The sequence below is a fragment of the Mycobacterium bulgaricum genome (assembly GCF_041287165.2).
Taxonomy (GTDB): domain Bacteria; phylum Actinomycetota; class Actinomycetes; order Mycobacteriales; family Mycobacteriaceae; genus Mycobacterium; species Mycobacterium bulgaricum.
This window is the reverse complement of the sequence record NZ_JBGGKV020000013.1, coordinates 25,880-49,770: the sequence shown is the minus strand read 5'-3', so window position 1 is coordinate 49,770 and position 23,891 is coordinate 25,880. Positions and strand designations below refer to the sequence as shown.

The 23,891-nt window shown below is 63.0% G+C and carries 22 protein-coding genes, 1 tRNA gene and 2 pseudogenes; 9 read left to right on the top strand and 16 right to left on the bottom strand.

Going from position 1 to position 23,891, the window contains the following annotated elements; genetic code table 11:
- Nucleotides 1-53: 53 nt before the first annotated feature.
- Nucleotides 54-878: a MerR family transcriptional regulator gene (locus ACAG24_RS25255; protein WP_370475135.1), complete on the bottom strand. Its 825-nt coding sequence runs from the start codon at nt 876-878 to the stop codon at nt 54-56.
- A 147-nt stretch (nt 879-1,025) separates the two neighbouring features.
- Here ACAG24_RS25255 and ACAG24_RS25250 point away from each other — a divergent pair, with 147 nt between their 5' ends.
- Nucleotides 1,026-1,367, top strand: coding sequence for a nuclear transport factor 2 family protein (locus tag ACAG24_RS25250; RefSeq protein WP_370475134.1), 342 nt, complete (start codon nt 1,026-1,028; stop codon nt 1,365-1,367).
- Entirely contained in the window at nt 1,364-2,203 is an 840-nt protein-coding gene (locus ACAG24_RS25245) for an SDR family NAD(P)-dependent oxidoreductase (RefSeq protein ID WP_370475133.1), read from the top strand. Before ACAG24_RS25250 ends, ACAG24_RS25245 begins: the two co-directional genes overlap by 4 nt.
- Nucleotides 2,204-2,256: 53 nt before the next feature.
- Here the strand turns inward: ACAG24_RS25245 and ACAG24_RS25240 are convergent, their stop codons facing one another.
- On the bottom strand, nt 2,257-3,783 hold the full coding sequence (locus ACAG24_RS25240) for an HNH endonuclease signature motif containing protein (protein WP_370475132.1): 1,527 nt from the start codon (nt 3,781-3,783) through the stop codon (nt 2,257-2,259).
- Between the two features lie 285 nt (nt 3,784-4,068).
- On the opposite strand from ACAG24_RS25240, the gene ACAG24_RS25235 reads away from it, so the two are divergent.
- The 3 genes from ACAG24_RS25235 to ACAG24_RS25225 are packed head-to-tail and all read left to right on the top strand — an operon-like array spanning nt 4,069 to nt 6,442.
- Nucleotides 4,069-5,439 (top strand): NAD-dependent epimerase/dehydratase family protein, encoded by a 1,371-nt coding sequence (locus ACAG24_RS25235; RefSeq protein WP_370475131.1) that lies wholly within the window; start codon nt 4,069-4,071, stop codon nt 5,437-5,439.
- Entirely contained in the window at nt 5,436-6,281 is an 846-nt protein-coding gene (locus ACAG24_RS25230) for an SDR family NAD(P)-dependent oxidoreductase (protein ID WP_370475130.1), read from the top strand. The genes ACAG24_RS25235 and ACAG24_RS25230 overlap by 4 nt, the downstream gene beginning before the upstream one ends.
- Nucleotides 6,282-6,304: 23 nt before the next feature.
- A complete protein-coding gene (locus tag ACAG24_RS25225; protein ID WP_370475129.1) occupies nt 6,305-6,442 on the top strand; it encodes a DUF2256 domain-containing protein in 138 nt (45 codons plus the stop codon).
- 14 nt (nt 6,443-6,456) lie between these two features.
- On the opposite strand, the gene ACAG24_RS25220 is transcribed toward ACAG24_RS25225, so the two are convergent.
- On the bottom strand, nt 6,457-7,230 hold the full coding sequence (locus tag ACAG24_RS25220) for a hypothetical protein (protein WP_370475128.1): 774 nt from the start codon (nt 7,228-7,230) through the stop codon (nt 6,457-6,459).
- Nucleotides 7,231-7,512: 282 nt separating this feature from the next.
- Complete coding sequence (locus ACAG24_RS25215; RefSeq protein ID WP_370475127.1) at nt 7,513-8,910, bottom strand: NAD(P)/FAD-dependent oxidoreductase; 1,398 nt, start codon at nt 8,908-8,910, stop codon at nt 7,513-7,515.
- A gap of 511 nt (nt 8,911-9,421) precedes the next feature.
- Between ACAG24_RS25215 and ACAG24_RS25210 the strand changes: the two genes are divergently transcribed.
- Nucleotides 9,422-10,420, top strand: coding sequence for a hypothetical protein (locus ACAG24_RS25210; RefSeq protein WP_370475126.1), 999 nt, complete (start codon nt 9,422-9,424; stop codon nt 10,418-10,420).
- Here the strand turns inward: ACAG24_RS25210 and ACAG24_RS25205 are convergent.
- The 6 genes and pseudogenes from ACAG24_RS25205 to ACAG24_RS25180 all read right to left on the bottom strand — a co-directional run bounded on the left by ACAG24_RS25205 (nt 10,406) and on the right by ACAG24_RS25180 (nt 14,997).
- On the bottom strand, nt 10,406-11,128 hold the full coding sequence (locus ACAG24_RS25205; protein ID WP_370475125.1) for a hypothetical protein: 723 nt from the start codon (nt 11,126-11,128) through the stop codon (nt 10,406-10,408). The two genes, ACAG24_RS25210 and ACAG24_RS25205, sit on opposite strands and share 15 nt — an antisense overlap.
- Nucleotides 11,129-11,137: 9 nt before the next feature.
- Nucleotides 11,138-12,533 (bottom strand): annotated as a pseudogene (locus ACAG24_RS25200) (tyrosine-type recombinase/integrase).
- Between the two features lie 108 nt (nt 12,534-12,641).
- A complete protein-coding gene (locus tag ACAG24_RS25195) occupies nt 12,642-12,794 on the bottom strand; it encodes a hypothetical protein (protein ID WP_370475124.1) in 153 nt (50 codons plus the stop codon).
- Nucleotides 12,795-12,825: 31 nt separating this feature from the next.
- A pseudogene (locus ACAG24_RS25190) lies at nt 12,826-13,242 on the bottom strand (recombinase family protein).
- A 136-nt stretch (nt 13,243-13,378) separates the two neighbouring features.
- Complete coding sequence (locus tag ACAG24_RS25185; RefSeq protein ID WP_370475123.1) at nt 13,379-14,293, bottom strand: hypothetical protein; 915 nt, start codon at nt 14,291-14,293, stop codon at nt 13,379-13,381.
- Nucleotides 14,294-14,475: 182 nt separating this feature from the next.
- On the bottom strand, nt 14,476-14,997 hold the full coding sequence (locus ACAG24_RS25180; RefSeq protein WP_370475122.1) for a hypothetical protein: 522 nt from the start codon (nt 14,995-14,997) through the stop codon (nt 14,476-14,478).
- A 229-nt stretch (nt 14,998-15,226) separates the two neighbouring features.
- Between ACAG24_RS25180 and ACAG24_RS25175 the strand changes: the two genes are divergently transcribed.
- The gene (locus tag ACAG24_RS25175; RefSeq protein WP_370475121.1) at nt 15,227-16,606 is read left to right on the top strand and encodes a hypothetical protein; all 1,380 of its coding nucleotides are present in this window, start codon (nt 15,227-15,229) and stop codon (nt 16,604-16,606) included.
- Nucleotides 16,607-16,703: 97 nt separating this feature from the next.
- Here ACAG24_RS25175 and ACAG24_RS25170 read toward each other — a convergent pair whose 3' ends face one another.
- The 4 genes from ACAG24_RS25170 to ACAG24_RS25155 all read right to left on the bottom strand — a co-directional run bounded on the left by ACAG24_RS25170 (nt 16,704) and on the right by ACAG24_RS25155 (nt 19,253).
- Complete coding sequence (locus ACAG24_RS25170) at nt 16,704-17,027, bottom strand: hypothetical protein (RefSeq protein ID WP_370475120.1); 324 nt, start codon at nt 17,025-17,027, stop codon at nt 16,704-16,706.
- Nucleotides 17,024-17,629, bottom strand: a complete 606-nt coding sequence (locus ACAG24_RS25165) for a hypothetical protein (protein WP_370475119.1) — start codon at nt 17,627-17,629, stop codon at nt 17,024-17,026. Before ACAG24_RS25165 ends, ACAG24_RS25170 begins: the two co-directional genes overlap by 4 nt.
- 318 nt (nt 17,630-17,947) lie before the next feature.
- Nucleotides 17,948-18,021 (bottom strand) — tRNA-Leu (locus ACAG24_RS25160).
- A gap of 20 nt (nt 18,022-18,041) precedes the next feature.
- Nucleotides 18,042-19,253: a tyrosine-type recombinase/integrase gene (locus ACAG24_RS25155; RefSeq protein ID WP_173838228.1), complete on the bottom strand. Its 1,212-nt coding sequence runs from the start codon at nt 19,251-19,253 to the stop codon at nt 18,042-18,044.
- Nucleotides 19,254-19,455: 202 nt separating this feature from the next.
- On the opposite strand from ACAG24_RS25155, the gene ACAG24_RS25150 reads away from it, so the two are divergent.
- The gene (locus ACAG24_RS25150; RefSeq protein ID WP_011856752.1) at nt 19,456-19,653 is read left to right on the top strand and encodes a helix-turn-helix transcriptional regulator; all 198 of its coding nucleotides are present in this window, start codon (nt 19,456-19,458) and stop codon (nt 19,651-19,653) included.
- A gap of 187 nt (nt 19,654-19,840) precedes the next feature.
- Nucleotides 19,841-21,364: an AICE element replication initiation protein gene (locus tag ACAG24_RS25145; RefSeq protein ID WP_234880200.1), complete on the top strand. Its 1,524-nt coding sequence runs from the start codon at nt 19,841-19,843 to the stop codon at nt 21,362-21,364.
- Between the two features lie 130 nt (nt 21,365-21,494).
- Here ACAG24_RS25145 and ACAG24_RS25140 read toward each other — a convergent pair whose 3' ends face one another.
- Together ACAG24_RS25140 and ACAG24_RS25135 are read right to left on the bottom strand one after the other, a co-directional pair.
- The gene (locus ACAG24_RS25140) at nt 21,495-21,635 is read right to left on the bottom strand and encodes a hypothetical protein (protein ID WP_156448508.1); all 141 of its coding nucleotides are present in this window, start codon (nt 21,633-21,635) and stop codon (nt 21,495-21,497) included.
- Nucleotides 21,636-22,533: 898 nt separating this feature from the next.
- Entirely contained in the window at nt 22,534-23,466 is a 933-nt protein-coding gene (locus ACAG24_RS25135) for an EspK C-terminal domain-containing protein (protein ID WP_234788706.1), read from the bottom strand.
- Nucleotides 23,467-23,891: the final 425 nt, after the last annotated feature.

Below are 23,891 nucleotides of genomic sequence, written 5' to 3'. Positions count from 1 at the left end.
GTGCGCGTCACGTGTGTCGTGCGTCCGTAGCGCTGACTTCCTGATGACGGCGCCTATGGCGGCGGGGTGGTGCTGAAGATCGGCCAGCAGATCTCCGTGGCGGTGAACGCCGTGGGAGTTGCGAGTGTGCTGCCGAGGTAGTGTTCGCGGATCGGCCCCTGGTCGCTGATCAGATGCTCGTTTGCGTAAATCCCGAGAGCTGCATAACTACGGTCGATGCCGTCGTGACCGCCCGGATGGGTGAGCACCGCGAATTCAGCCTTGGGCAAGACCTCGGCGCGGACGCCGTCAGGGGGCACCGCGGATTGCGGCGCAGGAACGAAAAGCGTTGCTCTGCCCCGTGATTCGAGGAACAGTGCCCGCTCGTACAGGCCGCCCGGCACAACCGCCGTGGGTGCGCCTTCCGCCGTCGCCACAGCGTCGCGCAGTGTCGTCAGTGTTGCCCCGAACCAGCTGTCGATCTCGGAAGTGTCGATGGTGGCGCCGATAGACCACACGGCGAGCGCAGGTTCATGGCGCACCTCCACGTGGGCGGGAGTGCGCACCGGAGAGAGCAACTCGCGCAGCGCGCCCACGGTGTCACGGGTCTGCTGCAGCTGCTCCTCCATCTGCGCGAGATGGGTTGTGATGATGTCGGTGCGGGCTGCGGCGTCGTCGGCGCTCAGCAGCGCCTTGATGTCGGGGATGGACATGCCGAGAGCGCGGAACCGGCGGATGATGTGTGCGTGATCGACCTGGCTGGTGTCGTAGAAGCGGTAGCCGGTGTGGACGTCGATGTGGGCCGGTTCGAGAATGCCGATGTCGTGATAGTGCCGTAGGGCCTTCCTGCTCAAGCTGGTCATCACGGCGAAGTCACCGATCGACACCTTTGCACCCATGGCGTCCTCCTCTGCGATCCCCGGCGTATTCCTGTCAGGCCATCGTGCAGCTTCCCCCTGGGGGAAGGTCAACGTCACAGTGCCTCTCCGATAGTTTTTTCGTCCCGGGGTTGACCTTCCCCTTACGGCAAGCTCCACCGTGGGCTCATGACCAACACAGACTGGGATGCACTCCCCGACACCGTGAGAACGTTCATGACCGCGCTGGATGCCCGTCACGTGGATCACGTGCTGACCACACTCACCCCGGACGCCGTCGTCACCGACGAAGGCCACGACTATAAGGGACACAACGACATCGGGTCCTGGGTCGCGACAGCGGCCGGCGAGTACACCTACACCACCGCATTCACCGGCGCGACCACCACTGCAGCCGGCGTCGACGTCGGGCAGCACCTTGAGGGCGACTTTCCCGGCGGGGTCGCCGACCTGCATTACCGCTTCACCCTCGCTGGCGCGCTGATCAGCCGGGTGGTGATCGAGCCGTGAGCAGGAGATGGTTCATCACCGGTGGCACGCCCGGCAACTTCGGGATGGCGTTCGCCGAAGAAGCGCTCGCGGAAGGGGACCGCGTGGTGCTCACGTCCCGTCGCCCGCAAGAGCTGGCGTCGTGGGCGGACCAGTACGGTGACCGCGTTCTGGTTGTGGCGCTCGATGTCACCGACGCTGCTCAGGTCTCCGAGGCGGTCCGTATCGCCGAGGAGCGCTTTGGCGGCATCGACGTGCTGGTCAACAACGCCGGCCGCGGCTGGTACGGATCCATCGAGGGAATGGACGAGTCCGCGGTGCGTGCGATGTTCGAGCTGAACTTCTTCGCGGTGCTGTCTGTGACGCGTGCAGTACTCCCGGGCATGCGTGCCCGCGGGGGCGGGCAGATCGTCAACGTGTCCTCCGTGGCCGGTCTCGTGTCGGCGGTCGGTTTCGGCTACTACAGTGCGACCAAATTCGCCATCGAAGCCGTCACCGACGCCCTGCGCGACGAGGTCGCCGGGCAGGGCATCTCCGTGTTGACGGTCGAACCGGGGTCGTTTCGCACCAACGCCTACGCCGGCTTCGCGAACGAGCTCGTCGAGGAGCCGATTCCGGAATATCACGACCTGCTGGAGCAGGTTCGCGCCGCATTCGTTGAGATGGACGGTGTGCAGCCCGGCGACCCGCACCGCGGTGCCCGTGCCGTGATCGCCGCGATGGCCCAAGACCCACCTCCCCGCCGGCTGGTTCTAGGCAATAGTGGCTACGACGCCGTGATCGATGCGTTCGAGCAGAACCTCGCCGACGTCCGGGCCAACGAAACCCTCTCGCGGAGCGCTGATTTCCCTTCGTAGGCGGCCCGGGGGCGCTCGAATCCGCGGTGCAGCGCGGCGTAGATTGATGGCGGTCAGGCCGCTCGATTGTCGGGAGGCGCGGGACCGCCGGGTCCACCGGGGTCGTCCACCGGACGCGGCGTACCGGTCTCGGCATCGTCGATGCGATCACCGTCGGAAGATTTCACCGGTCTCTCAATATCACTGCCGCGGTGAAGTTCTGGATCGTCCGGCGGGCGCAGGAGGCGATCGGGGCGATGATAGTTGTTGATCCGGGCTTGGCCGGTGTCGAGGTCGGGTGGCGGGATCCATTCGACCTCGTGGCGCTCGTTCATCCGGGTTACCCAGCCACCGGCACGGTCGACGCTGCGGTTATCGGGTCCGCACGCCAGACACATCTCATCGACATTGGTGTTGCCACCATCGACCCAGTCGGCGACGGCGTGGTGGACCTGTGAGCCGTAGGCCCCGACGGTGCAGCCGGGCTTGGTGCAGCCGCCGTCGCGAGATATCAACATGATGCGCTGCGCCGGCGAGGCAATGCGTTTGGTGCGGAACAGCTCCAGCGCCGACCCGGTGGCTTTGTCGAACACCGCCAGCGCGTGGTGGGCATGAGCACCCATGCGCACCACGTCAGCGATCGGGACGACGGTGCCCCCGCCGCTGACACCGACACCGGCGCGGGACTCCAGATCTTGCAAGGTGGTGCGGATGACGACCATCACCGGGAGGCCGTTGAGTTGGCCGAGTTCCTCACTCATCAACGCGATTCGCCCGACCGCCACGATCGCATCGTGTTGGCGCTGGGCAAGGCTGCGGTGATCGTTGTCGATCTGCGCTTGGGTGGGCGTGCCTGAGGTGCAGGGTTCGGGATCGGCCGGGTTGCACATGCCCGGGGCGGCCAGGCGAGCCAGCAGCGACTCCCACACTGCACGCGCTTCGGGGGTCATGTCGGCGACGAGGTGGGTCATGCCGTCGGCGCCCTGTTTACCCATCGACACGCCACGTTTGCGCTCACGCTCGGCGTCATCGGGTTCGGGGCCGTCTTGATCCAGCAGGAACAAGGTGAGTTCGGCCAGGTCCTTGACTTCTTTGGGGCCGTTGCCGACGGCGTTGCGCACCAAATCGACTTGGAATTGGTCGCGGGTGGTGGCATGGACAAAACCGGGCAGCTTCTTGATCGCTTTGCGGATCACCTCCACGTGCTCGGCGGTGATCAGACCCAGACGCTGCGCGACCGCTGTGGCATGCAGCACCGGAGGCAGCGGTGGCCCGGTCACCGAGGGCCGCGGCGCCAGCAATGAGGCTTCAGTGAGCCGCCGGTTGGCCTCCGACGTCGAAATCCGCCAGCGCACGGCGAGGACTTCTTTCCAATTCTTGGCGCCCATTGCTTGCGGTGTCGTCTCGGTCTGCAACCGCGCCAGCAGACGGTGCGATACCGAAGGCAGCTGACACGACAGGGTCTCCAATTCGTCGAGCGCGCCGAGAAGCTCGGTCCGGTCGAGCATGTCGACATCGCAGGCATCTACGGAGTCGAAGGCGGCACGCAACGTGGAAACCGCGCTCGCCACATCACCTTTCGACATTATTCGAACATACATTCGACCACCGACAAATCGAGCGGCCGACGTCCTCGGGCCGGTACTGCTCGCCGGCATAGGCGCCGATGGCCACGTCCGGCGGCAGTACCCGTCGCGCGCGTGCGCAAACTCATCGTTCATGACGTCCTGTGGAAGAAATCGTCAGAATTCCGCGGCCGCCACCGGGGTTTCAGGCGTTGGCGGCCGTGTACTCGTTCTCAGCAATCTTCATGTAACCGGCCCGATTCGGAGGAGCCATGACACCGTGCACCGCCGGCCTTGCCCCGGCCCGCCCCCGGCTGCCCCATGGCTGAACGGGGACGCCGAATAGTCGTCACCGGCGCGTCGGGCAACGTTGGCGCCGGAGTGCTCAGAAGCCTCGCCCGGCTCGAACCCGACGCCGAGGTGGTCGGGGTCTGCCGGCGACCGCCGCCCGACAGCAGCGGAATCTACGACGGCGTGCGCTGGCACGCGGTCGACCTCTCGGCACCGGATGCCGCGGCGCAGCTGGCTCCGGCGATGCAGGGCGCCGATGTCGTGGTACATCTGGCGCTGGCCATCCTTCCGGTGGACGGCGAGGAGTACCTATACAAAGCCAATGTGCTTGGTACACAGGCGGTCTTGGATGCCATGAACGAGGCCGGCATCACGCATCTCGTCTACGCGTCGAGCCTCGGCATCTACTCCCCCGGTCCAGGAAAGCCCGTGTCCGAAGAGTGGCCGACAGCGGGCCAGGAGTCGTCGACCTACAGTCGCCACAAGGTCCTGGTGGAGGCGCTGCTCGACGACTTCGAGGCGAGCCGGCCCGAGACGGTGGTGGGCCGGTTCCGGCCGACGGTGGTCGTGCAGCGTGACGCGGCATCGGAGATTCGATCGCTGTACCTGGGACCGTTCATCCCCAGGGCCGCGCTCACGCTGCTGCAGCGTCGTGCGCTGCCGGTGCTGCCGCTGCCGAACGACCTGTCGCTGCAATTCGTCCATGCCGACGACGTCGGGGACGCTGTGGTGCGACTGGTGCAGCAGCGCGCACGGGGCTCGTTCAACATTGCCTCCGACGTACTGGACCGCAACCAACTGGCCGGGCTGGTCGGAGCCCGCCCTGTGGCAGTCGATCCGGCTGTGATGAGGCGCGCGGTTGTCGCCCTGCATCGCCTGGGGGTGGTGGCGGTGACGCCCGGCTGGTACGACGTGGCGACGCGGTCACCGTTGATGGACATCTCGAAGGCCCGCAACGAACTGGGATGGAGCCCCGGCTGGCCGTCGACCCATGCGGCGCGTGAACTGATCGACGGTCTGGCAGACGGCGCCGTGGGCGGCAGCGCAGCGATGGGACTGAACGGCCAGGAATTCGCGGCCCCGTCCTCAGTGCAGCGCCTGCACGACGCGAGCCTGCTGCTGTGGTGTGTGAGCGCCGTTGCCCGCGCCGCGAATCCCGGCCGTCCCGGGCCTCTGCACGCCGCGTTCATCGCGACGAACCTCCTATCGGGGACGCCCGCGGCATTGGCGCGGGTGCGGCAGAGGCGCCGCGACACCGTGGCGCTCACCGCGCCGGTTGCCGTTGCCGCAGCGGTGATCACGAGCCTGCGTGGCGGTCGCCCGGCGGCCGTAGCCGCCATCGTTCTCGGCGCACTCGGCATCGCGGAGCGCCGCCGCATCGAAGGAAAGGCCGACAGATGACGACGCAGAACCCGAAAACGGGCCAGGTGGTGGTGATCACGGGCGCGTCGAGCGGCATAGGCCGAGAGGTGGCGCTGCTGTACGCACGACGCCACGGCCGTCTCGTGCTGGCGTCACGATCGGAGGATTCGCTGCGTGAGGTGGCCGAGGAATGCTTCGACGCGGGTGCGGCCGACGTCCTGATCCAATCCACGGACATTGCCGAATGCGATGACGTACAAAAGCTGTTCGATGTCGCGATTACGACATTCGGCGGTGTCGATGTCACCGTGCAGTCCGCGGCGATCACCGCATTCGGCCGGTTCGAGGACATTCCCGCCGACGTCTTCGACGCGATCATCCGCACCAATCTGCTGGGGTCCGCCAACGTCGCACGAGGCGCACTGGCGCATTATCAGCAGGTTGGCTCCGGACACCTGGTTCTGGTCGGATCCCTGCTCGGCGCGGTCGCGGTCCCCTATCAAACTGCTTATGTGGCAAGCAAGTTCGCGCTCAGTGGCCTCGTTCGGGCGCTACGTCAGGAGAATAGGAACCTGCCGGGCGTCAGGGTGCACGGCGTCTATCCCGGGCCCGTTGACACGCCGGTATACGGCACGTCAGAGAATTTCCTCGGGCAGACGCCGCGCGTGCCACCGACCGCTGACGCGGCGGCAACCATCGCCAAAGCGATTGTGCGGGCATCGGATCGGCGGAAGTCGACGGAGCGTCAGATCGGATGGTTCAATCTGCCGGCGATCGCGGCCTACCATCTTCTGCCGAGGGCGTTCGACGCACTCATCGGGCCGTTGCTGCGCTCCACCGCGTTCACGACAGAAAGTCCGGAGTCCGCTCGCTCACACTGACGAGAAGTCCTGGGAGGAAACCCGTGGGCCAAAAAACCGAAGAGACGAAATTGTGCGCCGCGTGTGGGCGCCCGTTCGCCAATCGGAAGAAGTGGCGGTCGCGTGGTCAGTGGGATCAGATCATCTACTGCTCGCGACGCTGCCGGGGCGCGGCGGGCTGACGACGGCAGCGTTGTCACCGCCGCAGGAAGTCGCCCCACACCCATCCACCGCCGCCGGGTACCGCCCCGCCACTCACCTGGCACCAGTTGTCGGCTTTGCACTGCTGCAGGTCCACGGTGGCGCCCCCGCGCAGGATGCCGGTCACGGTGCCGACACCACCCGGGACGTCGTAGACGTCGACGTCGGAGGTGACGGTCGCTGTGGGCGTGGGCGGCGGCGCAGGGGCCGGCGCAGGCGCTGGTGCCGGCGCCGGAGCGGGGGGCAGATTGTTGACCGGCGGGCCCGGGTTCGGCTTCGGCACATCAGGCTTGCCGACGATGATTGCGACATAGCTGAGTTCGGTGACGTCGTCACGGACCATGCCGACGCCGTATTCGTAGTAGCCGCACTTGTGAATGTCCTCGGTGGCGATGGACATCAGCTGATTGTTGGCAGTTCTGGTCGGGTCACCGGACGCGATATTTCCGAGCGCATCGCCGTTGTAGGCATCCGCGGGGAATGTCGGCGTGTCGAGGGTGGCAAGGGCCCGCGCTGTCCGCACCCACTCCTGGGCATAGCCCTCCAGCACGCCGGAGTACTGAATCGGGTTGCAGATTGAGTTATTTCGCGCATTCTCCACCAGGGCGCGGATGTCGCCGAGGGGGTCGGCATTCGCAGCGGGAACCGCCGCAAAGCTGCCCAGCGACACCAGCGTCGCCGAGACCAGAAAGCCTCGACGTGCGCGGCGGGCGGGTGCGCGGGTCTTGCCTGCGCTGGTGGTACCGACTTCGTGGTGCAACGCAGACATGGCTCGGACCTCTTCCAATTCGGCTGACGCGTCATGGCTGTCCATAACGCTGAGACGAACGCTATGTCGGGTCGCGCAGACCTGATTGCGTAGTCGACTACCTGAGTTTCGCCGGCGGCGCGGTCGGGTTACCCGGGCGGCTTCTTTCGGTCGACTTGGGGTCGACAACCGGATCGTTCAGTGGCCTCGATCGGTGGGGTCTCCGAACCCGCTGCGGCCGTTGGCCGTTGGTTGGAGCTGCGGTCATCAACCCTGTGACATCCGCCGTCGCCGGGGTCAGGCCTACTTGTCTTCTCGCGCGTTGTAGCTCTGGTGCACCGGCGACTCCCAGGTGTAGGGCTCCTCGGGGTGCCCGGAGCCGCCCAGGATGAACGCCCGGTCGCTGCGGTTGGCCCGGAGGATGGTCGCCAGCCATGTACCGACGGTGCTGAACCGGTTGCGAACACCCGTGAGAAAGGCGATGTGGATGAAACCCCACCCGACCCAGCCGGGGATCCCGGCGAGCTTGACCGGCCCCGCCTGCAGCAGCGCGTGGCCTCGGCTGATGTAGGCCGCCGATCCGAGGTCGCGGTAGCGGAATTTCTTGCGCCGCTTGCCGGTGACATCGCGCCGGAGGCACGCTGCGACGTGCCAACCGCCCTGCATTGCGTTTTCAGCGACTCCTGGCAGGCCGTCGCGGCCGGCCAGATCGCCGATCACGAAAACCTCCGGGCGGCCGGGCACCGACAGATCGGCGTCCACCGCGATGCGTCCCGCGCGGTCGGTGGTGGCGCCCAGCACCTCGGCGGCATGGCGGGCGAACGGCACCGCCTCCACGCCTGCCGTCCACAGCACCGTACGGGTGGCGTAGTCCTCGCTGGGCCCCCCGTTCTTCGGACTGACGGTCACGCCGTCGCGGCGCACGTCGGTAACCCGCACCCCGAAGTGCATCTCCACGCCCAGCTCTTCGAGTGCACGCTGCGCCCGCTCCGACAGCGCAGGGGCGAAGCTCTTGAGAACGCGATCGCCCCCGTCGAACAGCAGTACGCGCGCGTCCTTCGGTTGGATGCTGTGAAACTCGTTGGCCAGCGATCGCGTGGCCAGCTCGCGGATCTGGCCGGCCAGCTCGACACCGGTCGGTCCCGCTCCGGTGACCGCGAACGTCAACCACTGGTCGCGCTCGGGGCCCGGCGGCAGGGTTTCGGCGATCTCGAACGCGGCGAACACCCGTCGCCGGATGCTCAGCGCGTCATCGAGGGTCTTCATGCCGGGCGCCCAGGTGGCGAACTCCTCCTTGCCGAAATAGGACTGGCGCATGCCCGCGGCGATGACCAGATAGTCGTACTCGAGCTCGAAGGTGGAGTCGTCCGGACGACGGGTGGTGACCCGTCGAGCGTCGGCGTCGAGCCGGATGGCTTCACCGAGCAGTGTCGTGACGTTGCGATGATGCTGCAGTTCGTCCCGCAGCGAGCGGCTGATCTGCCCGATGCTCAGCGTTCCCGTGGCGCACTGGTAGAGCAGCGGCTGGAAGACATGGCATGCCGCGCGGTCGACCAACGTGACGTCCACATCGACCCCACCCAGCCGGCGGGCGCAGAACAGCCCGCCGAATCCGCCGCCGATGATCACGACCTTCGGGCGGCGTCTGCCGCTGCCGGGTCGTTCCTGGTCGATTGCGTCCACTGCAAGGTCGAAAGACATGGGACAGCCATACCCCGTGACCCCGGTCTTGTTAACCGACGCGGCCGATGAGCCCCTCACGGCACTCCGTCCCCGGCGGCGCTGGCGCCGCTTGCTGATCACCTGGGACGCCTCAGGCCCGGCGGAAGTACCTACGCGACTGAACGCCTCGACACGGTGGCGCCGGCGGTGCGTGGCACGGAAGGCGAGAGCGCAGTTCGAGCCACGATCGGTTCTTGCCGGCGAGCTGTTCGGTGCCCCCAGTCGGACTCGAACCGACACTGTGCGGATTTTAAGTCGCACTTTTCGGTCTCCGTACGGTAGCTGTATCGCCCCGGCGCGATCCTTCAGAGGCTACAAAAGCCCATTTCAGACGGTACAGAATCGGCATTGGCGATCCATCAGCGGCTGCGCGATCCGTTGCCGCATCTCCGCAAGTTGGCCAATGCCTGCTGACGCGACGCCGACGACAGACTGCTGAGAGCCTGTCGCAACCTCTGCCATGTCGGTACTCGCGGCTAGCCTGCACCCTATGGGATCGGGTGGGGTGGTCGAGACCTTTCGCGACTTCGGCCGGATGACCAAGTTTGCGATTTGGAGCATGCTCGGTGCGGGTTTGGCGTTGTTTGCCGTGTGCCTGATTGCGGACCTCGTCAGCGCTGAGTGGATACGGACGTATGCCTACGTTCCCAATATTCTGGCCGGCCTGACCGGCTTCCTCGTCGGTGTGCCATTCGCTTTGGTCGTGCTCGCTACCCTTGCTAGCCAACGAGACGACAAGGCCGCTGCTGACCGCGTGAACGCGGTATCGCAGATCGCATGGAACCAGTTTCGCGAAGCGATCACCGCTTTCTGTAAACCGGAACGGCTAGAAGCAGTGAGGGCTAACGCTGGACGCATCCAGTTCATCCACGACGAGACGTGGCAGGGGTTGAACGTTGATGTCGCCAAGCAATCGGCCGAAGAGTTCCAACGCACGGTTGCATTCGCTGCCCAGCAGAGTTCTGCATGGAGCGAGGCGTTTCAGAGCTTCCTGCGAGACGTCGGCACCATTTCAGATCTGACGCTGGAGTGGCTGGCAGCGGTCCGCGACTGGAACACCCTGGACCAGTACATCCGACTGCAACGGCTAGAACGCGGTCTACCGTGGTTTCATCGCGAGTTGGATACGTTACTGCAGCAATGGATGATCGCCGACAAACACCCGATGCGTCCGTTCTTCGACGTGCATGACCGGCAGAGCGGGCAAATCCATCGCTACGGCGACGCAGGCGATATGTACACAGCCTTCGAAAACGTTGGGAGCCTTGCTTCGCTGGGCTACAGCCAAGAGACGTTTGCCCAAGTTATGGGCTACACCAATCAATACCCTGTCACGCGTGTCAATGGTTACGCCGCTTACGCTGAAGTGGTACTAGAGCAGATGGGGAAGCTGTCGGCCCTGGTGCAGCAAATTGACCGGAGTGGTTGGCCCGCAATCGCTCCCGAGAATCCGCCGTTGGATCCGGTAGCCTCCCTAGGGGCCAAGTAGCGAGATTCCCAAGCTCTCACTAGCCGCTTGCGAGAACTCAAATCTCACCTTGGCCGCATTGGCGCGCTTTGACTCAAACTGCTCAACCGCCGCGTCGATTGCCTTCTGATCAGGCGGCATCTGCGATCTGGCCAGGGCCATGTCTGTGTATGCGAATGAAACGTCGTGGTGTGCATCGAGTAGGTCCAGTGCTCGCAAGCGCACATTGCCAGAGCCGACCAAATCGAGAGCGGCAGCAGCGCTAGTCAATTGGTCACTCGCCGTCTGCCAATCGGCGAGCAAAGCCTGTGACTTATTGAGATTGTCGATCGCTTGTTGATCAATTTCAAGCGGACGCCGGTACTCGGTCGTCATCACCTTGTCTTCCACATTCTCGAGCAGCAATGCCTTCGCCAGAAAGTCGCTATACGCAGTCTTGCGTTCTTCGCGTTGAAACTCTATCGAGCTCTGCTCGCGCTCGGCCCGCTGCGTTTCGATGCTCGTTTGATATCCGAAGAACGACACAGCACACGCGGTGACGACCCCCGCAGCGATGCCCGCAAGCGCAACGCCGTTCTTCGTCCAGAAGCTCTCAGGCGGCGCTGATGTCGGCGGCGCAGAGCCCGGTCCAGGTGGCGGTGTGTCCCGGCCCCTGCCCGCGTCGCCTTTTCCAAGATGACTTCGATCGTCTGCGTCCTGATCCGCCTCGTCATCTGATGGATTTGTCATACGCTTAACCTACCCAGAGCGGCGACGTATTGACACGACTGTCTTGGGTTCAACAACACCACGCCCAACCTTCGGGGCTGTTTGTTCGTCCTCGTTGACATAGTCCGCGTATGTAGTCAGTGTCAAAACAAAAGTACTGTAGCCCAACCACTTTGACACCTGCATGTAGTGCTCCCCCGCGCTCAGGTTCATGGTAGCGAAGGTGTGGCGCAGATCGTGAAAGCGGACGTTGCCTAGTCCCAATGCCTTGCAGGCGGGTCGGAAATGGTGCCCGTACAGAGCGGCCGCGCAGACGGGCTTGGCCCAATCGAACACATAGCGATTCCGCCGACCAGGAAACAGCGGCGCGTGCGGGATGTACTTAAGGCCCTGCTTATCGGACGCGGAGAACGGATGCGTGTCAGTCAGATACTCGCGCAACTCGTCCGCCAACCACGGCGCCAAGGGCACCACACGGTCAGCGCTGGCATCGCTTTTCGGCGTTCCGTAGGTCCCCTTACCTTGCTTGCGTGCGGCGGGTGCGGGCGATTCGGATGCTGCCGACGGTGCCGGGGATGTCGGACAACGTCACGTCCTGCACCTGCAGACCTTGCAGCTCTGCGGCCCGAACACCGGTGTGCGCCGCGAACAGCACCGCCAGGGCATAGACGGGGTTTCCTGGCCGGGTGTAGGTGCTGCCTGCCGGACCGGACGAGTTCGCCGCTTCGCGGGTCGTCGCATGCTCGGAGGCGATCCAATCAAACACCGCGGCTACTTGATTGGCCGTTAGCGGTCGGTGCTTGAACGGGGTGCCGCTGCGTTTGGTCGTGCGACGTCGACCGGCGACCACAGGGTTAGCGGTGATGGCCTGATCGTCCTGTGCCACATCAAGGATGCGCTTGAGCGTTCCGACGATGTGCTTGACCGTTTTCGGGCTGCGGGTGACCAGGCAGGTGCCGGGGAGGGTGGCGGCCTTCGCTCTGCCGTGACGACGGTGATAGGGCGCAAGCAACTTGGCCCGAAAGGCCGTCACCTCCGCCGTGGTGATCCCGGCCACCGGCCTCTGTCCGAACACGGACGCTAGGTGAGTGCGATAGATCTTCTCGTAGTCCTCGATGGTGTTCGCATCGATGGAGCCGAACAGGCCGTCGAGGTACTGCTTCGCGTACACGCCAAGAGGAGTGTTGGCCTTCGCTTTCGCGCTCGATGGGCTCACGCCTGCAGCGGTCTCGAGATCGGTTTCCACTTTCCGCAGTGCCGCCTTGGCTTTCCGCTCGGTCGGGAACGTCTCGGACGTCTGCTTGAGCTTGCCTGTGGGCGCTCCGAACTCGTCTCTGACCGGCTCGCGCCACACGACCTGATAGCTGGTCGTCGGATTGCCGAACCTGTCGAGCTTGCCGGTCTCACGCTTGCGGATGTACGCCATGTCAGTCGTCCTCTTCGATCAGTCCCGGGACATCAGCCATGCCCTTGCACGTCGGCTCTGGCCGCTCCTGGATGTCCTGGCTGTCGTCGTCCTGTTGCCGGTCGCGGTTCATGCCGTCACTGCCTCAGCGGTGGCGCTGGCGTAGATGCGGCGCACAGTGCTCGGTTGCCACGTCGGTTTGCCTAGGGGCGATAGGACTTTCTCGGCGGAAAGCGCGGAAGCGATAGCGTCGTATGTGCAGCCGGCGTCCCTGTCCTGCACGATTCGGCGAACTACCGAAGCTGATGCAGCTCTAGGACGCCCGGACTCTTTCGCCTCTGCGCTTCTTCGCGGCCAGCGCGGCCTTCGTACGCTCGCTGATCAATTCGCGCTCGTACTGTGCGAAGTTGACCAGGTTCATGGCCATCATGCGACCGGCTGCTGTGGTCAGGTCCACGCCAAGGTCAAGGATCACCAGTGACCATCCTTGCGCCTGTGCGGCCTCGATAATGTTGGCGGCGTTGACGATTGATCAGCTCAAACGGTCCAGCTTCGCGATCATCAAACCGTCACCCTGTCCAGAAGCTAGAAGCTGCAACACTTCCTGCAGTTGCGGGCCGATGATCTTCCCCGACACGCCTTCGTCAGCGAAGTGCTCCACCGTCCAGTTGCGCCGTGCAGCCTCAGAGTCGATGACATCGCGCTGCGCTTCAAGACCGTTCCGGCTCATCGCCTGCTCGTCGGTGCTCACTCTCGTGTAGCCAAACATCAACCGTTGCATCGGTTCTCGTGCCTCTGCCTTGGTCGGCATGTCGTGTCCTCTCAGTCGGGGCGCAACCGCTCGGTTGCGCCTTAAGCCCTAATTTCTAGCCGACCGACACAAAGGTGGCTACAATGTTTGACCTGCGGAAATGCGCCATCTCAGGGCCGCCTGTAACCCTTATGCGGCGATCCGATGGCCTTCTGTGGCTCCCACACGCCGCTGTCCCTGTTCGCCTGGTTCGCCATCCTGATTGCCGCCATGCCCGTGATGTGCACTTCTCGCGGCGCTGGCGTGCCCGGCGAGGATGCCCCGTCGCGGGCCTCAGGCTGGCCGTGGCGGTCGTCGCCGTGGCGGTCGGCCTGTGTGGCGGGTCGTGCCGCGAAGACCGGTCGGCGTCGTTGGCAGCTGACCCGCCGTGCCCGTTGATGCCTCCCCCAGCCTCTGCCTGCTGCCCGTGGGTAGATGTGTCGTAGGCAGGTGCCGGGGAGGGTTGACCGCCGGCTGATATGCCGTCTTCCATAGCGCCGAAGTCAAATCCGGCTGCGCGCGGATCGACACTGATGCCCTCAAATACGGTCTCATAGGGCTTCGTTTCACCCTGGGACAGAACGACCTCGGCCGGGGGTTTGAGGCCTGCACGGTCGAGACTGTTCTGAATCGCCTTCAGTTGCACATCGGGCGGCTTGGTGTCGTCGAACGCGAACTCAATCAGCTTTCCTATCAAGCGGTTTGAGGCGTTCTCGACACGGATGCGAGCAGCCTCCTTGAACCTCTTCGTCGCTCCACCGTGTGTCCGACACACCGTCGCTCCGTAAATGGCAAACTTGCGGCACCGTTCTCCACGACTATTCGTTGCAACACAACGTCGTCCAGGATTATCGGCCAGCAACGCATCTTGCCGATTGGGCAGTTCGATGGGTTCGGAGCTCGATGCCCGTTCGACGACAACAGCCGGAAGATTCTCGCTGTCCTCAACTTCCACTGCTTCAACGTCGATGATTTCGTTGTCATCACTCATGGCGCTGTCCGTTCCTTCTGCGCTGCAGGCATTTCCGCAGGTCACCGCGACTCGACCTTGCTGACCTGGGAAAAGGTGGTTTTGGTGGTTTTGTCTGATTCGCCCATGGGGTCACCAAGCACGGCACAAATGCAGCCAGTGAGGTGAATGTTTCAAAACCACCAAACCCACCTTTTCGCAGGTCAGAAGCCATTTCCAGCACCCGCCTTCGGCCGCAAACCGGCGATGCTGGCCCGGTTCTTCAAGTGCTTGAAATCCTTGTCGCGCAACGTCTGCAGAAACTCCTGTATCCCCATCTGCTTGGCTCTGGGGCGGCTCACCGAGCCGTGTGTGTCCACAGCAGCGGCCCACTCGTTGTAGTCGTCGAGCAGAACCCGCGCCTTGGTCTGGAAGTCCGTCCCCGTGCCACGTTCGCAGCACTCGTCAAGCCACCGCTCCACAGCGTCGTTGCGGCGCCGGTGCTCCTGCGTTGCGGCTTTGACCGCACCGGGAACGTCGAGCTTGCTTCCGTCCCGCCAGTAACGCAGCAACCCGGCATGGGCCCACATAAAGATTCCGTCGGATTCCTTCTTCAATTGTTCGTCGATGTCCGGGATCCGATCAGGGTCGTCCAGCGCGAAATGGCGGGGAAAATCAATGATCATCAGTCGGTCCCAGATGGCCGCACCCTGCCCCGACACCTGTGGGAGGTGGTTGGTCACCATGACCGCCAGCCAACTGCGATGGAACCGAATGTTGTCGCCAAGACTCAGCCGTTAGGTGTTTCCAGCCGCACCTAGCGGCTGAGTGCTTCCTAGCCGTAGGCAGGGGCCGGGGGGGTGACGCGACACGCTCGAAAATAGACATAACTTTGTCGGACAAGTGTGCTTTTCTATACGGCTGCCCACCAGAAGGGAGCCACACACTATGTGACAGTACGAGGAAAGCACCGATATGGACGACGAACAGGAAGAAGTAGAGCGCGTACGAGAGTGGATCGGCCAGCTGGAGGCATTCAGCGGAGCACTCGGGGACCTGGAAGGCGAATCGCCGACCGACTATTGCGAAAGTGCGTGTAATGCGTGGCAGCACATCGCCATGGACGGCAGTCCGCCGCCGACAAGTCCGGCAGTGTTGATCATCAGTGAATCGTTCGCAGTGCTGACGAGAGTCATGACCCAAGTGGCAACGGACTGGGCGGACACGCCAGACGAGCGCGACCGCCTTACGCGCAGCGATGTCGAGCAAATGGTGCGGGATGGCCTCGCACCCATACTCGACGAGACCAAGCGGTGGCTGGATGCGAATTTTCCCTCGCCTGAACAGATCGCCGAACGCAATGCGGCTGTCCGCACGGTCATCGAGGACTCCCTGGCATACCACAGGACAAGGAGCGCAGAGCACGACGCTCAAGACGCAGAAGCGGCCGCAGACCCCTACGGCGCCATCCTGGTTCACGTTGACCCTAGTAGATCAGATGCCCCGATCATCGAGAAGGTGTGTTCGTTGACCGAAGACGAGGACAAGCGTTACCGCGATGCGTACGAACAGCTTCGGCGCATGATCGACAGTGAATTGCTGGAGCACATCTCCGACGAGAGCGACCGGCTGTGCGACGTGATGGTGGCACTGCTAATCGATTTGCGAGACAACCGCATACCGCTTTTCGACGAGGACGCGTATGACGCACACAGGCGCAAGATTCGCTCTGCGTTGATCTCGTTTACCGCTGCGTTGTACAGCCACAGGGAGCAGACGGTCAGGGCGGCGAAGAAGACGCTCAATCGCGGTCCCGGAGTTCAGGAAGTCGAGAAATTGTTTGACGACCTGCGCAAGACGTCGTTTGAGTACGGGTGGCTGGAGGAATTGCGGGGCGCGCTGCAACACGGTGACATCAACGCTTTCAGATGGGGCTTCGGCGCGTCACTAGATGATGAGCCCACGGCGAACGTGTACATGAGTCGGCGATTCATGCTGGATTTCACGCGCAACTCGTCACAGAAAAAGTGGCTCCAACGCCACAAGTTGCAAGACATGGACACTGACCCGAGCGTGCTGGACATGATCAAAGCGGTTCAGCCACTCATGGGACCGCTTCAGGAGAAGCTGGACGCCATCTTGTACCCGAACGTTGCGGACGACGTTGCGACCGTTCGGCAACTGCTGAACCGTTACCCTCACCCGAACGGACTGCACGCATTGCAAAACGGCCCCGGCTTCACGCGGCGTAACTTGTGGCCGCCAATGAGCCCTTTGGCCGCGCGCGTGCTGAAGTTCGCGGCGACATACGAGCCCGGAAGCCAAGGTTTACAGGCGCAACCAGGGTCACTGTGAAGTTTTCAATCAACACCTATCGTTGCTAGAAAATACGTGCCAGTCGCGGAATCGAACCGCGATCCTCAAGTAACGGAAACCATTCTGGCTAAGGGAGCTACCTCTCAGCGGGGACCTGGCGGACGAGCAGCGGATTCGGGCCTCCAGGCTCGACATGCCGACTCAGGGCCGCCGCTTGGGCTAGGTAGACACTTAGGCGTTCGGCGTCATAGGCGGTCATGAAGAGGTTGAGGCCCGCGTCGGTCCCGACACCGAGCACGACGGTTGGTTTCTGGTCATCATTGAAATCCACTACGTCGACTTGAACGTCTAAGTCACGCGAGGTGTCGAAGCGGGATACCAAGCTCGCGCCGATGCCACGGATGTGGCCGTCGCCCCAGATCGTTACAGTGGGTTCCTCTGATGTGCCGTTGCTGCTCATACTGTCAATTCCGTTCTTTCTAAGTTGGATTCGGTCGCCGGCTGGATGCTGGCGAGCAGCTCGTCGATCAATCTGCAGATCTCTGATTGCTTCTCGACGCCGACGCCGTCGAGGCCGTTGATGTTGTGAATGGCTGTCTTCGCACGGGTTAACGTGTCAGCAGCGTTCCGGGATCCCCTCGCACCGCCATTGCTGCGCTTTGACTGGCGCACCTCGCGATAGAAGTTGCGCCACATTTCGCGGTGCTCTTGGCTGCGTACGTCAACCGCCGACAGCTTCGGGTCGTCGTCGCCCGGTAACAGCTGCTCGGCGGGCGTGCAGTGGCCTTCCTCGGCGGCTAGCTGCCATATGTCGTAGACCAGCTGAACAGTGCGCTCGGATACGCGCGCTAACTCGGCGAACTTCGAGCAGGAGACCTTATTCCGAACCTGTTCGGATTCTGATGGCTTACCGGGTCGTGCCCGTTTACAAACGTCGCGGGCGACCAGCAGGCCAAGCTGCCAGCCACCCTCGAAATTGCGGCTGAATCTGGCCGCGTCGTCTTCGACGAGACATAGGTACCCCGTGTCATAGGTGTGCGGAATGAAAGTCCATTCGTTCACCTAGCGCCTTGGGACTTGTGCGCTTTTACAGACACTGCAGGGGACGTGTGGGGTGACGAGCACGTCCGGTCACACGGTGGGCATCCCAGCTGACCTGTACTCGAAACGTCAGTGGGGGTCGTGGTAGCACGTGACAGTACCAGCTGCCACCGGGCGGTGCGAGCCTCAATTTCACATGCCTCACCGTCCGATCCGGCGCGTCAGCGGAACCCGGCTTAAGTCAACTGACTGCTGACGCGGTGCTGACGTGGACGCCTGAAAGAGTGGGAACCGCTCACTTGTTCGACTCCGCAAGGCCTTCTACCTGCAGGTTCTCAGTGCCCCCAGTCGGACTCGAACCGACACTTGGCGGATTTTAAGTCCGCTGCCTCTGCCAATTGGGCTATGGGGGCTTTGCAGTTTAGAGGGTAATTCAGGCCTTTGCCGCCTCGTCAAGATGCTCTGAATACCGCAGAGATACCGCAGTGCTATCGATAGCCTTCCCCAGGGCGTCCGCCACACCGCTCAAGTCGTCATTGAGAAGATGGCCGTAGCGGTCGAGCGTCATCGCGGCGGTCGCGTGCCCAAGCAGTCTCTGCACGACCTTGACGTTAGCGCCTGCACTGATCGCCAGTGACGCCGTGGTGTGTCTCAGCCCGTGCGGTACCAGCCCGTCGATGCCGATATCAGCACACGCGTTGTCGAACGCCCAGCGGTATTCGCCGAGTGGAAGGAACCCGCCCTTTCGGCTGGGAAAGACCAGCGCGTTGGGGTCGGCGGGCAGCTCGGCCTTGAGCTTTTTCCAAACCGGTTCGGGCACAGGCACGTGACGATCTCGCTTCGTCTTAGTCGTCGACTCCACGATGCCCTTACCGGTTACGGCTGTTGCGGACGAGCGCACCGTCAGCATCCGATCCCCCACATGCCGGCGGCGCAACGCAACGGCTTCGCCAAACCTCAGTCCGCAGTACCCGAGAACGAGCGTCAGCGTCTCGAACCGATCAGCAGCCTTCGCCAGCATTAGCAGCTCGGCATGGGTCAGGTAGCGCCGCTCACGCTCGCCCTGCTCGGGAAGATCTTCGTCCCGCTTGATCTCGAACGCGACGTTCTTCGCCACCTTCCCAGTCCGTTGGGCGTACTTAAGGACAGCGCCCACCAGCTGATGAGCTTGGGTGATCCGACTTGCCGACAGGCCGGTTCCGCGTTGCCCGCCGTCGACTGACAGCGCCCCTAGCCACGTTGAATATGATTCATAGTCAATCCGTTTCAGCTGAACACTTTCCCACTTCGGCAGCACCACAGTGTCGAGCAACGAGCGATATCCGGCAACGGTTTTCGGCTTGCGGTGCTGTTTGGTGGCGAACCACTGCTCGGCCACCGATCCGAAAGTCTCCGCACTCTTCCGCGGATCGACATACTCGCCGCGCTGCACATCGGCGGTCAGCCCATTTAGGTAGGCCTGCGCATCCGGCTTACGCTGGAAACTCTTGGTGCGCTCGGCTCCACTGGCGTCAACCCACCTGACACGCCATCGCGACACCTTGCCATATACCGCAGACCGCTCAGTGCGCATCGCGCCGTCCGGCGCCTTGACTCGTTTGTGCCAGCGGTCGTCAATTCCCGCTCGCTCGTTCCGAGTCGTCATACGCTGAAAGTACCGCAGTGCTCCGCTCCCCTCATCCGCTTCGTTGTCCGAAGGCCGGACTATGAGCCCGCCGAAGACGTCACGACCCCCGAGTCATTGAAAGGCTTTTCTTCAAGCGAATGTGGCTGTGGTCGTGGACAGACCGTCAAGTCACCAGTCACTGTTGGCTCAGGCGAACCGACCATAGCTGAGGAGTAATTTGATGGATTTGCTAGGAGCGAAGGAAGTTTCGGACATCACTGGAGTTCCGATGGGGACGCTGAGGTACTGGCGGCATTCGAATATTGGGCCGGCGAGTTTCACCTTGGGACGCCGAGTCGTTTATCGGAGGGCCGAGGTATTGCGCTGGATATCGGAGCGAGAGAGCGCAACCCGCCGCGGAGGCGGCGACGCCGCTTAGTGCCTGCGCACGAAAAAGACCTCGGGGACTAGCCGAGGCCTTCGTTCGAACCACCCGATCACGCCACACGGAAGTTCCTCATGAGAATAGCGCAGCATGCCCATAATCGACAGCACCACGGGCAGGAAATCCCTTGAGCGGCAGGGGGGAGGGGGACAAGAAGTCAGTCGCGGCACGCTTAGTCGATATGGCCCGGGAACGCTATGTTCTCGGAGTCTCCAAGGACGGCGAACCATTTGGCGCCGAACGCAGTCGACCCCACCTCGCGATACTCCTGCGTGGTGGGAGGGCTGGCCTACGGGCAGATCTCGCCGCTCGCTACTTCACCGAGACCGGTGCGGTCGCCGGGGGCCAAGCACTTACCGACGCCACACTGATTTTGGAAGGTCTGGCGGCCACGCAGGCACCCGACAAGTTGAACCTACGCGTTGCCGACCACCACGGGACGATCTACATCGACACTGGAGATCCAAACGGTCAAGTAATCAAAGTCTGCGACGGAAGGTGGTCGATGGCTCCCACTGCGCCGGTGCGGTTCCTCCGAAATACGAAGCTGACGGGGGCGATGCCGGCACCAAGCCCCCGCGGGGATGTGACGAAGCTCTGGGAGTTCGTCAATGTCGCCGTTGAGGACCGCCCAGTTCTTCTCGCGTTCCTAGTAGCTGCTTTGGTTCAGTGCGACGTCCCGCATCCGGTACTAGCCCTGTTTGGCGAGCAAGGTAGCGCTAAAACGACATCGACACGGAGCTTGGTCGAACTCATCGATCCTTCGCCCGCCCCCTTTCGTCAGGCGCCGCGGGACGCGGACTCATGGGCGGTTGCCGCTTCTGGATCGTGGGTCGTTGCTCTGGACAACCTGTCGGCCATCCCGCCGTGGCTGTCGGACTCGTTATGCCGCGCTGCGACAGGCGACGCCATGGTGAAACGGTCTCTATATACCGATGCCGATCTGGCTGTCATCAAGTTTCGTCGATGCGTGATTATCAACGGAATCGACGTCGGCGCCATCCGACCCGATCTGGCAGAGCGGCTAGCGATCGTCGAGCTGCGACGCATCGACCCCAGAATGCGACAGTCAGAGGCCGAGATGCGACAGCGGTGGGAAACAGCTCTACCAGGTATTTTTGGCGGACTACTTGACTTGGCTGCCTCCGTTCACCATCGGTTGGAGACCATCACAGTTGAGGACTCGCCCAGGATGGCGGACTTCTGTCGCACGCTGGCGGCCGTGGACGAGATCTTGTCGACTAATGGCGTACGCCGGTACATGTCGCGCGCCAATCAGTTGTCTGAGGACAGTTTGTCCGTCGACCCGTTTATCGAACAGCTTCGCTCGCGGACATTAGAACCTGCTGTTGGTCAATCCGGCAGTGATTTGCTGATGCTGCTCACACCGGTCAACGACGACTGGCAACGACCGAGGGACTGGCCGAAGAACGGTCGCGACGTTTCTGGGCTGCTGCGTAGGCACGCACCCGCTCTACGCAACCTCGGATGGGTGATCGAAGATGATGGCGCGCGCAACCGCAGGAACGTACTGCTGTGGACAATCTATCCGCCGTACAAAGATGTTGTGGCTCAGCGAGCCTCGCAACCCTCGCGTCTCTCGCTTACGCAGATCAGCGAGAACGCGAACTTCGACCGGAGTCAGCAGAAAGTTTTGAATGCCGACGCGAAGGCTGGCGAGGGTCGCACGGCGGCAGCGTCTTGACCGTGCGCTGTGGTGCAGGGAAACAGGTGCCCAGATAGTTGATCGCATACCGTTTCATCCGGTCTGATGATGCGTCAACACCGGCGAAGCGTCGACATGTGGCAGCTCGCCTCGGTGGGGTGGCTGGGTCCTAGAGCTCATCCTGAATCGGCAGCAGCAGGGCGATGGCGTGACCATCCTCCGCCCGGATTTCGAATGAATCCCCTCGTTCGACGCTCAAGAGCACTTCGTCGAAGTTCTCTAGGAGGTCCTGCATTGCAATGATCTTCACGATTGGTCCAAGAGTATGAGGTCACCGGTTACATGCCCGAGAGCAGTGAAGCACCGTGAGGCCAAAGACTGCCGCAGGCGCCACTCTGGCATTTGCGTCGGTCTTGTATCAGCCGGCGGAGCAGGTCAGGGCGTGGGAGGGCACCAAACTTCCTGGACTGCTCTGCAATCCGCGACAGCTTGCGGGTCTACGACCTCGATGTCGCGAAGCACGGAATCACAATCACCCAAGGAGCACCCATGGTCGGTCAGTGCCTTCATCCAACTCACCAGCACGGTCATTGAACGAGTTCCATCCTCGGAAGATCCGGTAGCCCACGCACGACCAAACGTGGCGGCCGCACTGTCGAGAAACGCTCTGTGCACCACTCGATATGCTTTGTCGAACTCCGATCGAGCCATCCAACCGTAGGCAACTAGTTGCGGCACACCGATTTCGCGTTCGATGATGCTTGGGCTCGCAAGGCGAAGGGCAGCGCTCCACTGTTCACGAGCGGTAGCCGGGTATCCGGGTGGCGAAGTGGGCTGAAGCATCAGCAGGTACCGACCGCCTTCCGAGTAATCGGCCCGTCGCCAATCTGGGTCTCGCCCGGGCACCGCTATAGCCGGGGGCGCATGCAGGGTCGTGCGGTCCCAGGTCGGCGGCGGAGGCTGTAGCGAAGCAATTGCGCACACTCTTTTTAGTGCTGAGCTGAGCTGTCTCAGCCTGTTCGCGTAGTCCAGCAGGGGATAACTCTTTAGTGAGGTGTAGTTGCCGCACAGCTCAACCCCAGTTTGCACGTGGAACTCGCGCGTCCAGGCACATGCTTGATCGACGACGTTCGCCAGATACGTATGCTGCCGCGCGAGCTCGGCGCGCCAAGCTTCACCATCTACCTCCTGAGGGAGCGAATCCATTATCAGGATGAACCGCCTGCAGCGTCGAAAATTGCAGTGATCCAGCCGGTTCCCCGACTGTCGAGGTAGGCATGTGCTGCGGCGTAGATCATGTCTTCCAGCGGCAGGTCCGCCTGCATTGCCCCGCAGTTGTCGTCAGCTATCCACCCCAGGACCACCTCAAGCGCCCGGCAAATAAGCCATTGCCCCCTGTACTCTGCACAGACGGTGTCAGTGCGTTCATCTTCCCAACCCGGCTGCACCATTCCGATGCTGAACCATTGCTGCTGAACCGCTTCGGCGAAACGGGCGCGATCCGAAGCGTCTACTCTGCCGTCAGCTGCAGCCGGCCACACCGAGTCGAAGTTCGGCGGAATTCGGGGGCCACCGTCGGCGACGATCGCAAGGCGCGCGTCGGAAACGATTGCTTCCGTGACCAGTTTGGCGGCTCGCTGGGTAAGCCCTCTGGCACGAAGTTGCGCTACACGCTCGAAAAGGTCGGGGTACTCCCGCTCCAATCGGTGCGGAGTATTCGCGTTGGCGATAGCGTCACGTTTTCCGATTGAGGCGGGCATGGACATACCGGAGCAGGTGGCCCATTCAGTGCCCCAGCGTTGCGCGGCAGTCATGAGCGCTGTTACGTCCGACCAGGTGGTCGCTGCAGCGGCTAAGCGCCAGCCAGCCGGCTCCGCGGCCTTGACTTCTGCGAAGGCGATCAGTGTCGCAGCCGGATCGAGATTTCCGATCCATCGGCTACGAAAGCCCTCTCCAATAGCTTGGTCAGACCAGAGCATCCGCACGCCCTTAGGGACCACAATCCCCGCGGGGACGTAACCCGCACCGTGATGTGTCAGCGCCACAACATGCCGATCGCCAGCCGCTGAATACATCAGGCCGACGGCCCACAGTGCGAAGGTTCGGCAGGATTCGGTGGCGTACAACAGTTCCCACGCCAACCATTTAACCGTCTGTAGATCACTCGACTCGTTGCGCCGCCGTTCCAAGTCCCGGGCCGCCGCGGCCGCTACCCGGGACGGCAGCGTCGCGGCGGGAGTTGTCAACGCTGCCGTCGCGACCGATGCGCCGGCAGGCGCCATTGAGGTGTGAGCGCCGCCAATCAATGGGACAGCACCGGCGGCCGGTGGAATTGCGGCCGGAACTGAAGGCGGCGGACCCAGCGGCCCCGGGGGCAGCAAGGGTGCTGAAACCGCTGGATAGGGATTAGTACTCGACACTACCTGCGGCCCGGCAATAGACGCTGGCACGGCACCCGTGGTCGCTCCTATTAACGGATGCCAGATTCCACTCGGAGATGCCGCCGGCTGCGCCGGCGTCGCAGTGGCTACGACAGCAGGGAAGCTGGTCGTCTGAGCGCCGGTGA

Bases quoted from the DNA above. Each gene is read 5' to 3' on its own strand.
- ACAG24_RS25250 (WP_370475134.1), top strand. From the start codon at position 1,026: ATGACCAACACAGACTGGGATGCACTCCCCGACACCGTGAGAACGTTC.
- ACAG24_RS25145 (WP_234880200.1), top strand. From the start codon at position 19,841: ATGGCCCGGGAACGCTATGTTCTCGGAGTCTCCAAGGACGGCGAACCA.
- ACAG24_RS25205 (WP_370475125.1), bottom strand. From the start codon at position 11,128: ATGACAAATCCATCAGATGACGAGGCGGATCAGGACGCAGACGATCGA.
- ACAG24_RS25240 (WP_370475132.1), bottom strand. From the start codon at position 3,783: ATGTATGTTCGAATAATGTCGAAAGGTGATGTGGCGAGCGCGGTTTCC.
- ACAG24_RS25235 (WP_370475131.1), top strand. From the start codon at position 4,069: ATGGCTGAACGGGGACGCCGAATAGTCGTCACCGGCGCGTCGGGCAAC.
- ACAG24_RS25215 (WP_370475127.1), bottom strand. From the start codon at position 8,910: ATGTCTTTCGACCTTGCAGTGGACGCAATCGACCAGGAACGACCCGGC.
- ACAG24_RS25155 (WP_173838228.1), bottom strand. From the start codon at position 19,253: ATGACGACTCGGAACGAGCGAGCGGGAATTGACGACCGCTGGCACAAA.
- ACAG24_RS25210 (WP_370475126.1), top strand. From the start codon at position 9,422: ATGGGATCGGGTGGGGTGGTCGAGACCTTTCGCGACTTCGGCCGGATG.
- ACAG24_RS25220 (WP_370475128.1), bottom strand. From the start codon at position 7,230: ATGTCTGCGTTGCACCACGAAGTCGGTACCACCAGCGCAGGCAAGACC.
- ACAG24_RS25185 (WP_370475123.1), bottom strand. From the start codon at position 14,293: ATGAGTGATGACAACGAAATCATCGACGTTGAAGCAGTGGAAGTTGAG.
- ACAG24_RS25230 (WP_370475130.1), top strand. From the start codon at position 5,436: ATGACGACGCAGAACCCGAAAACGGGCCAGGTGGTGGTGATCACGGGC.
- ACAG24_RS25170 (WP_370475120.1), bottom strand. From the start codon at position 17,027: ATGAGCAGCAACGGCACATCAGAGGAACCCACTGTAACGATCTGGGGC.
- ACAG24_RS25175 (WP_370475121.1), top strand. From the start codon at position 15,227: ATGGACGACGAACAGGAAGAAGTAGAGCGCGTACGAGAGTGGATCGGC.
- ACAG24_RS25255 (WP_370475135.1), bottom strand. From the start codon at position 878: ATGGGTGCAAAGGTGTCGATCGGTGACTTCGCCGTGATGACCAGCTTG.
- ACAG24_RS25150 (WP_011856752.1), top strand. From the start codon at position 19,456: ATGGATTTGCTAGGAGCGAAGGAAGTTTCGGACATCACTGGAGTTCCG.
- ACAG24_RS25180 (WP_370475122.1), bottom strand. From the start codon at position 14,997: ATGGTGACCAACCACCTCCCACAGGTGTCGGGGCAGGGTGCGGCCATC.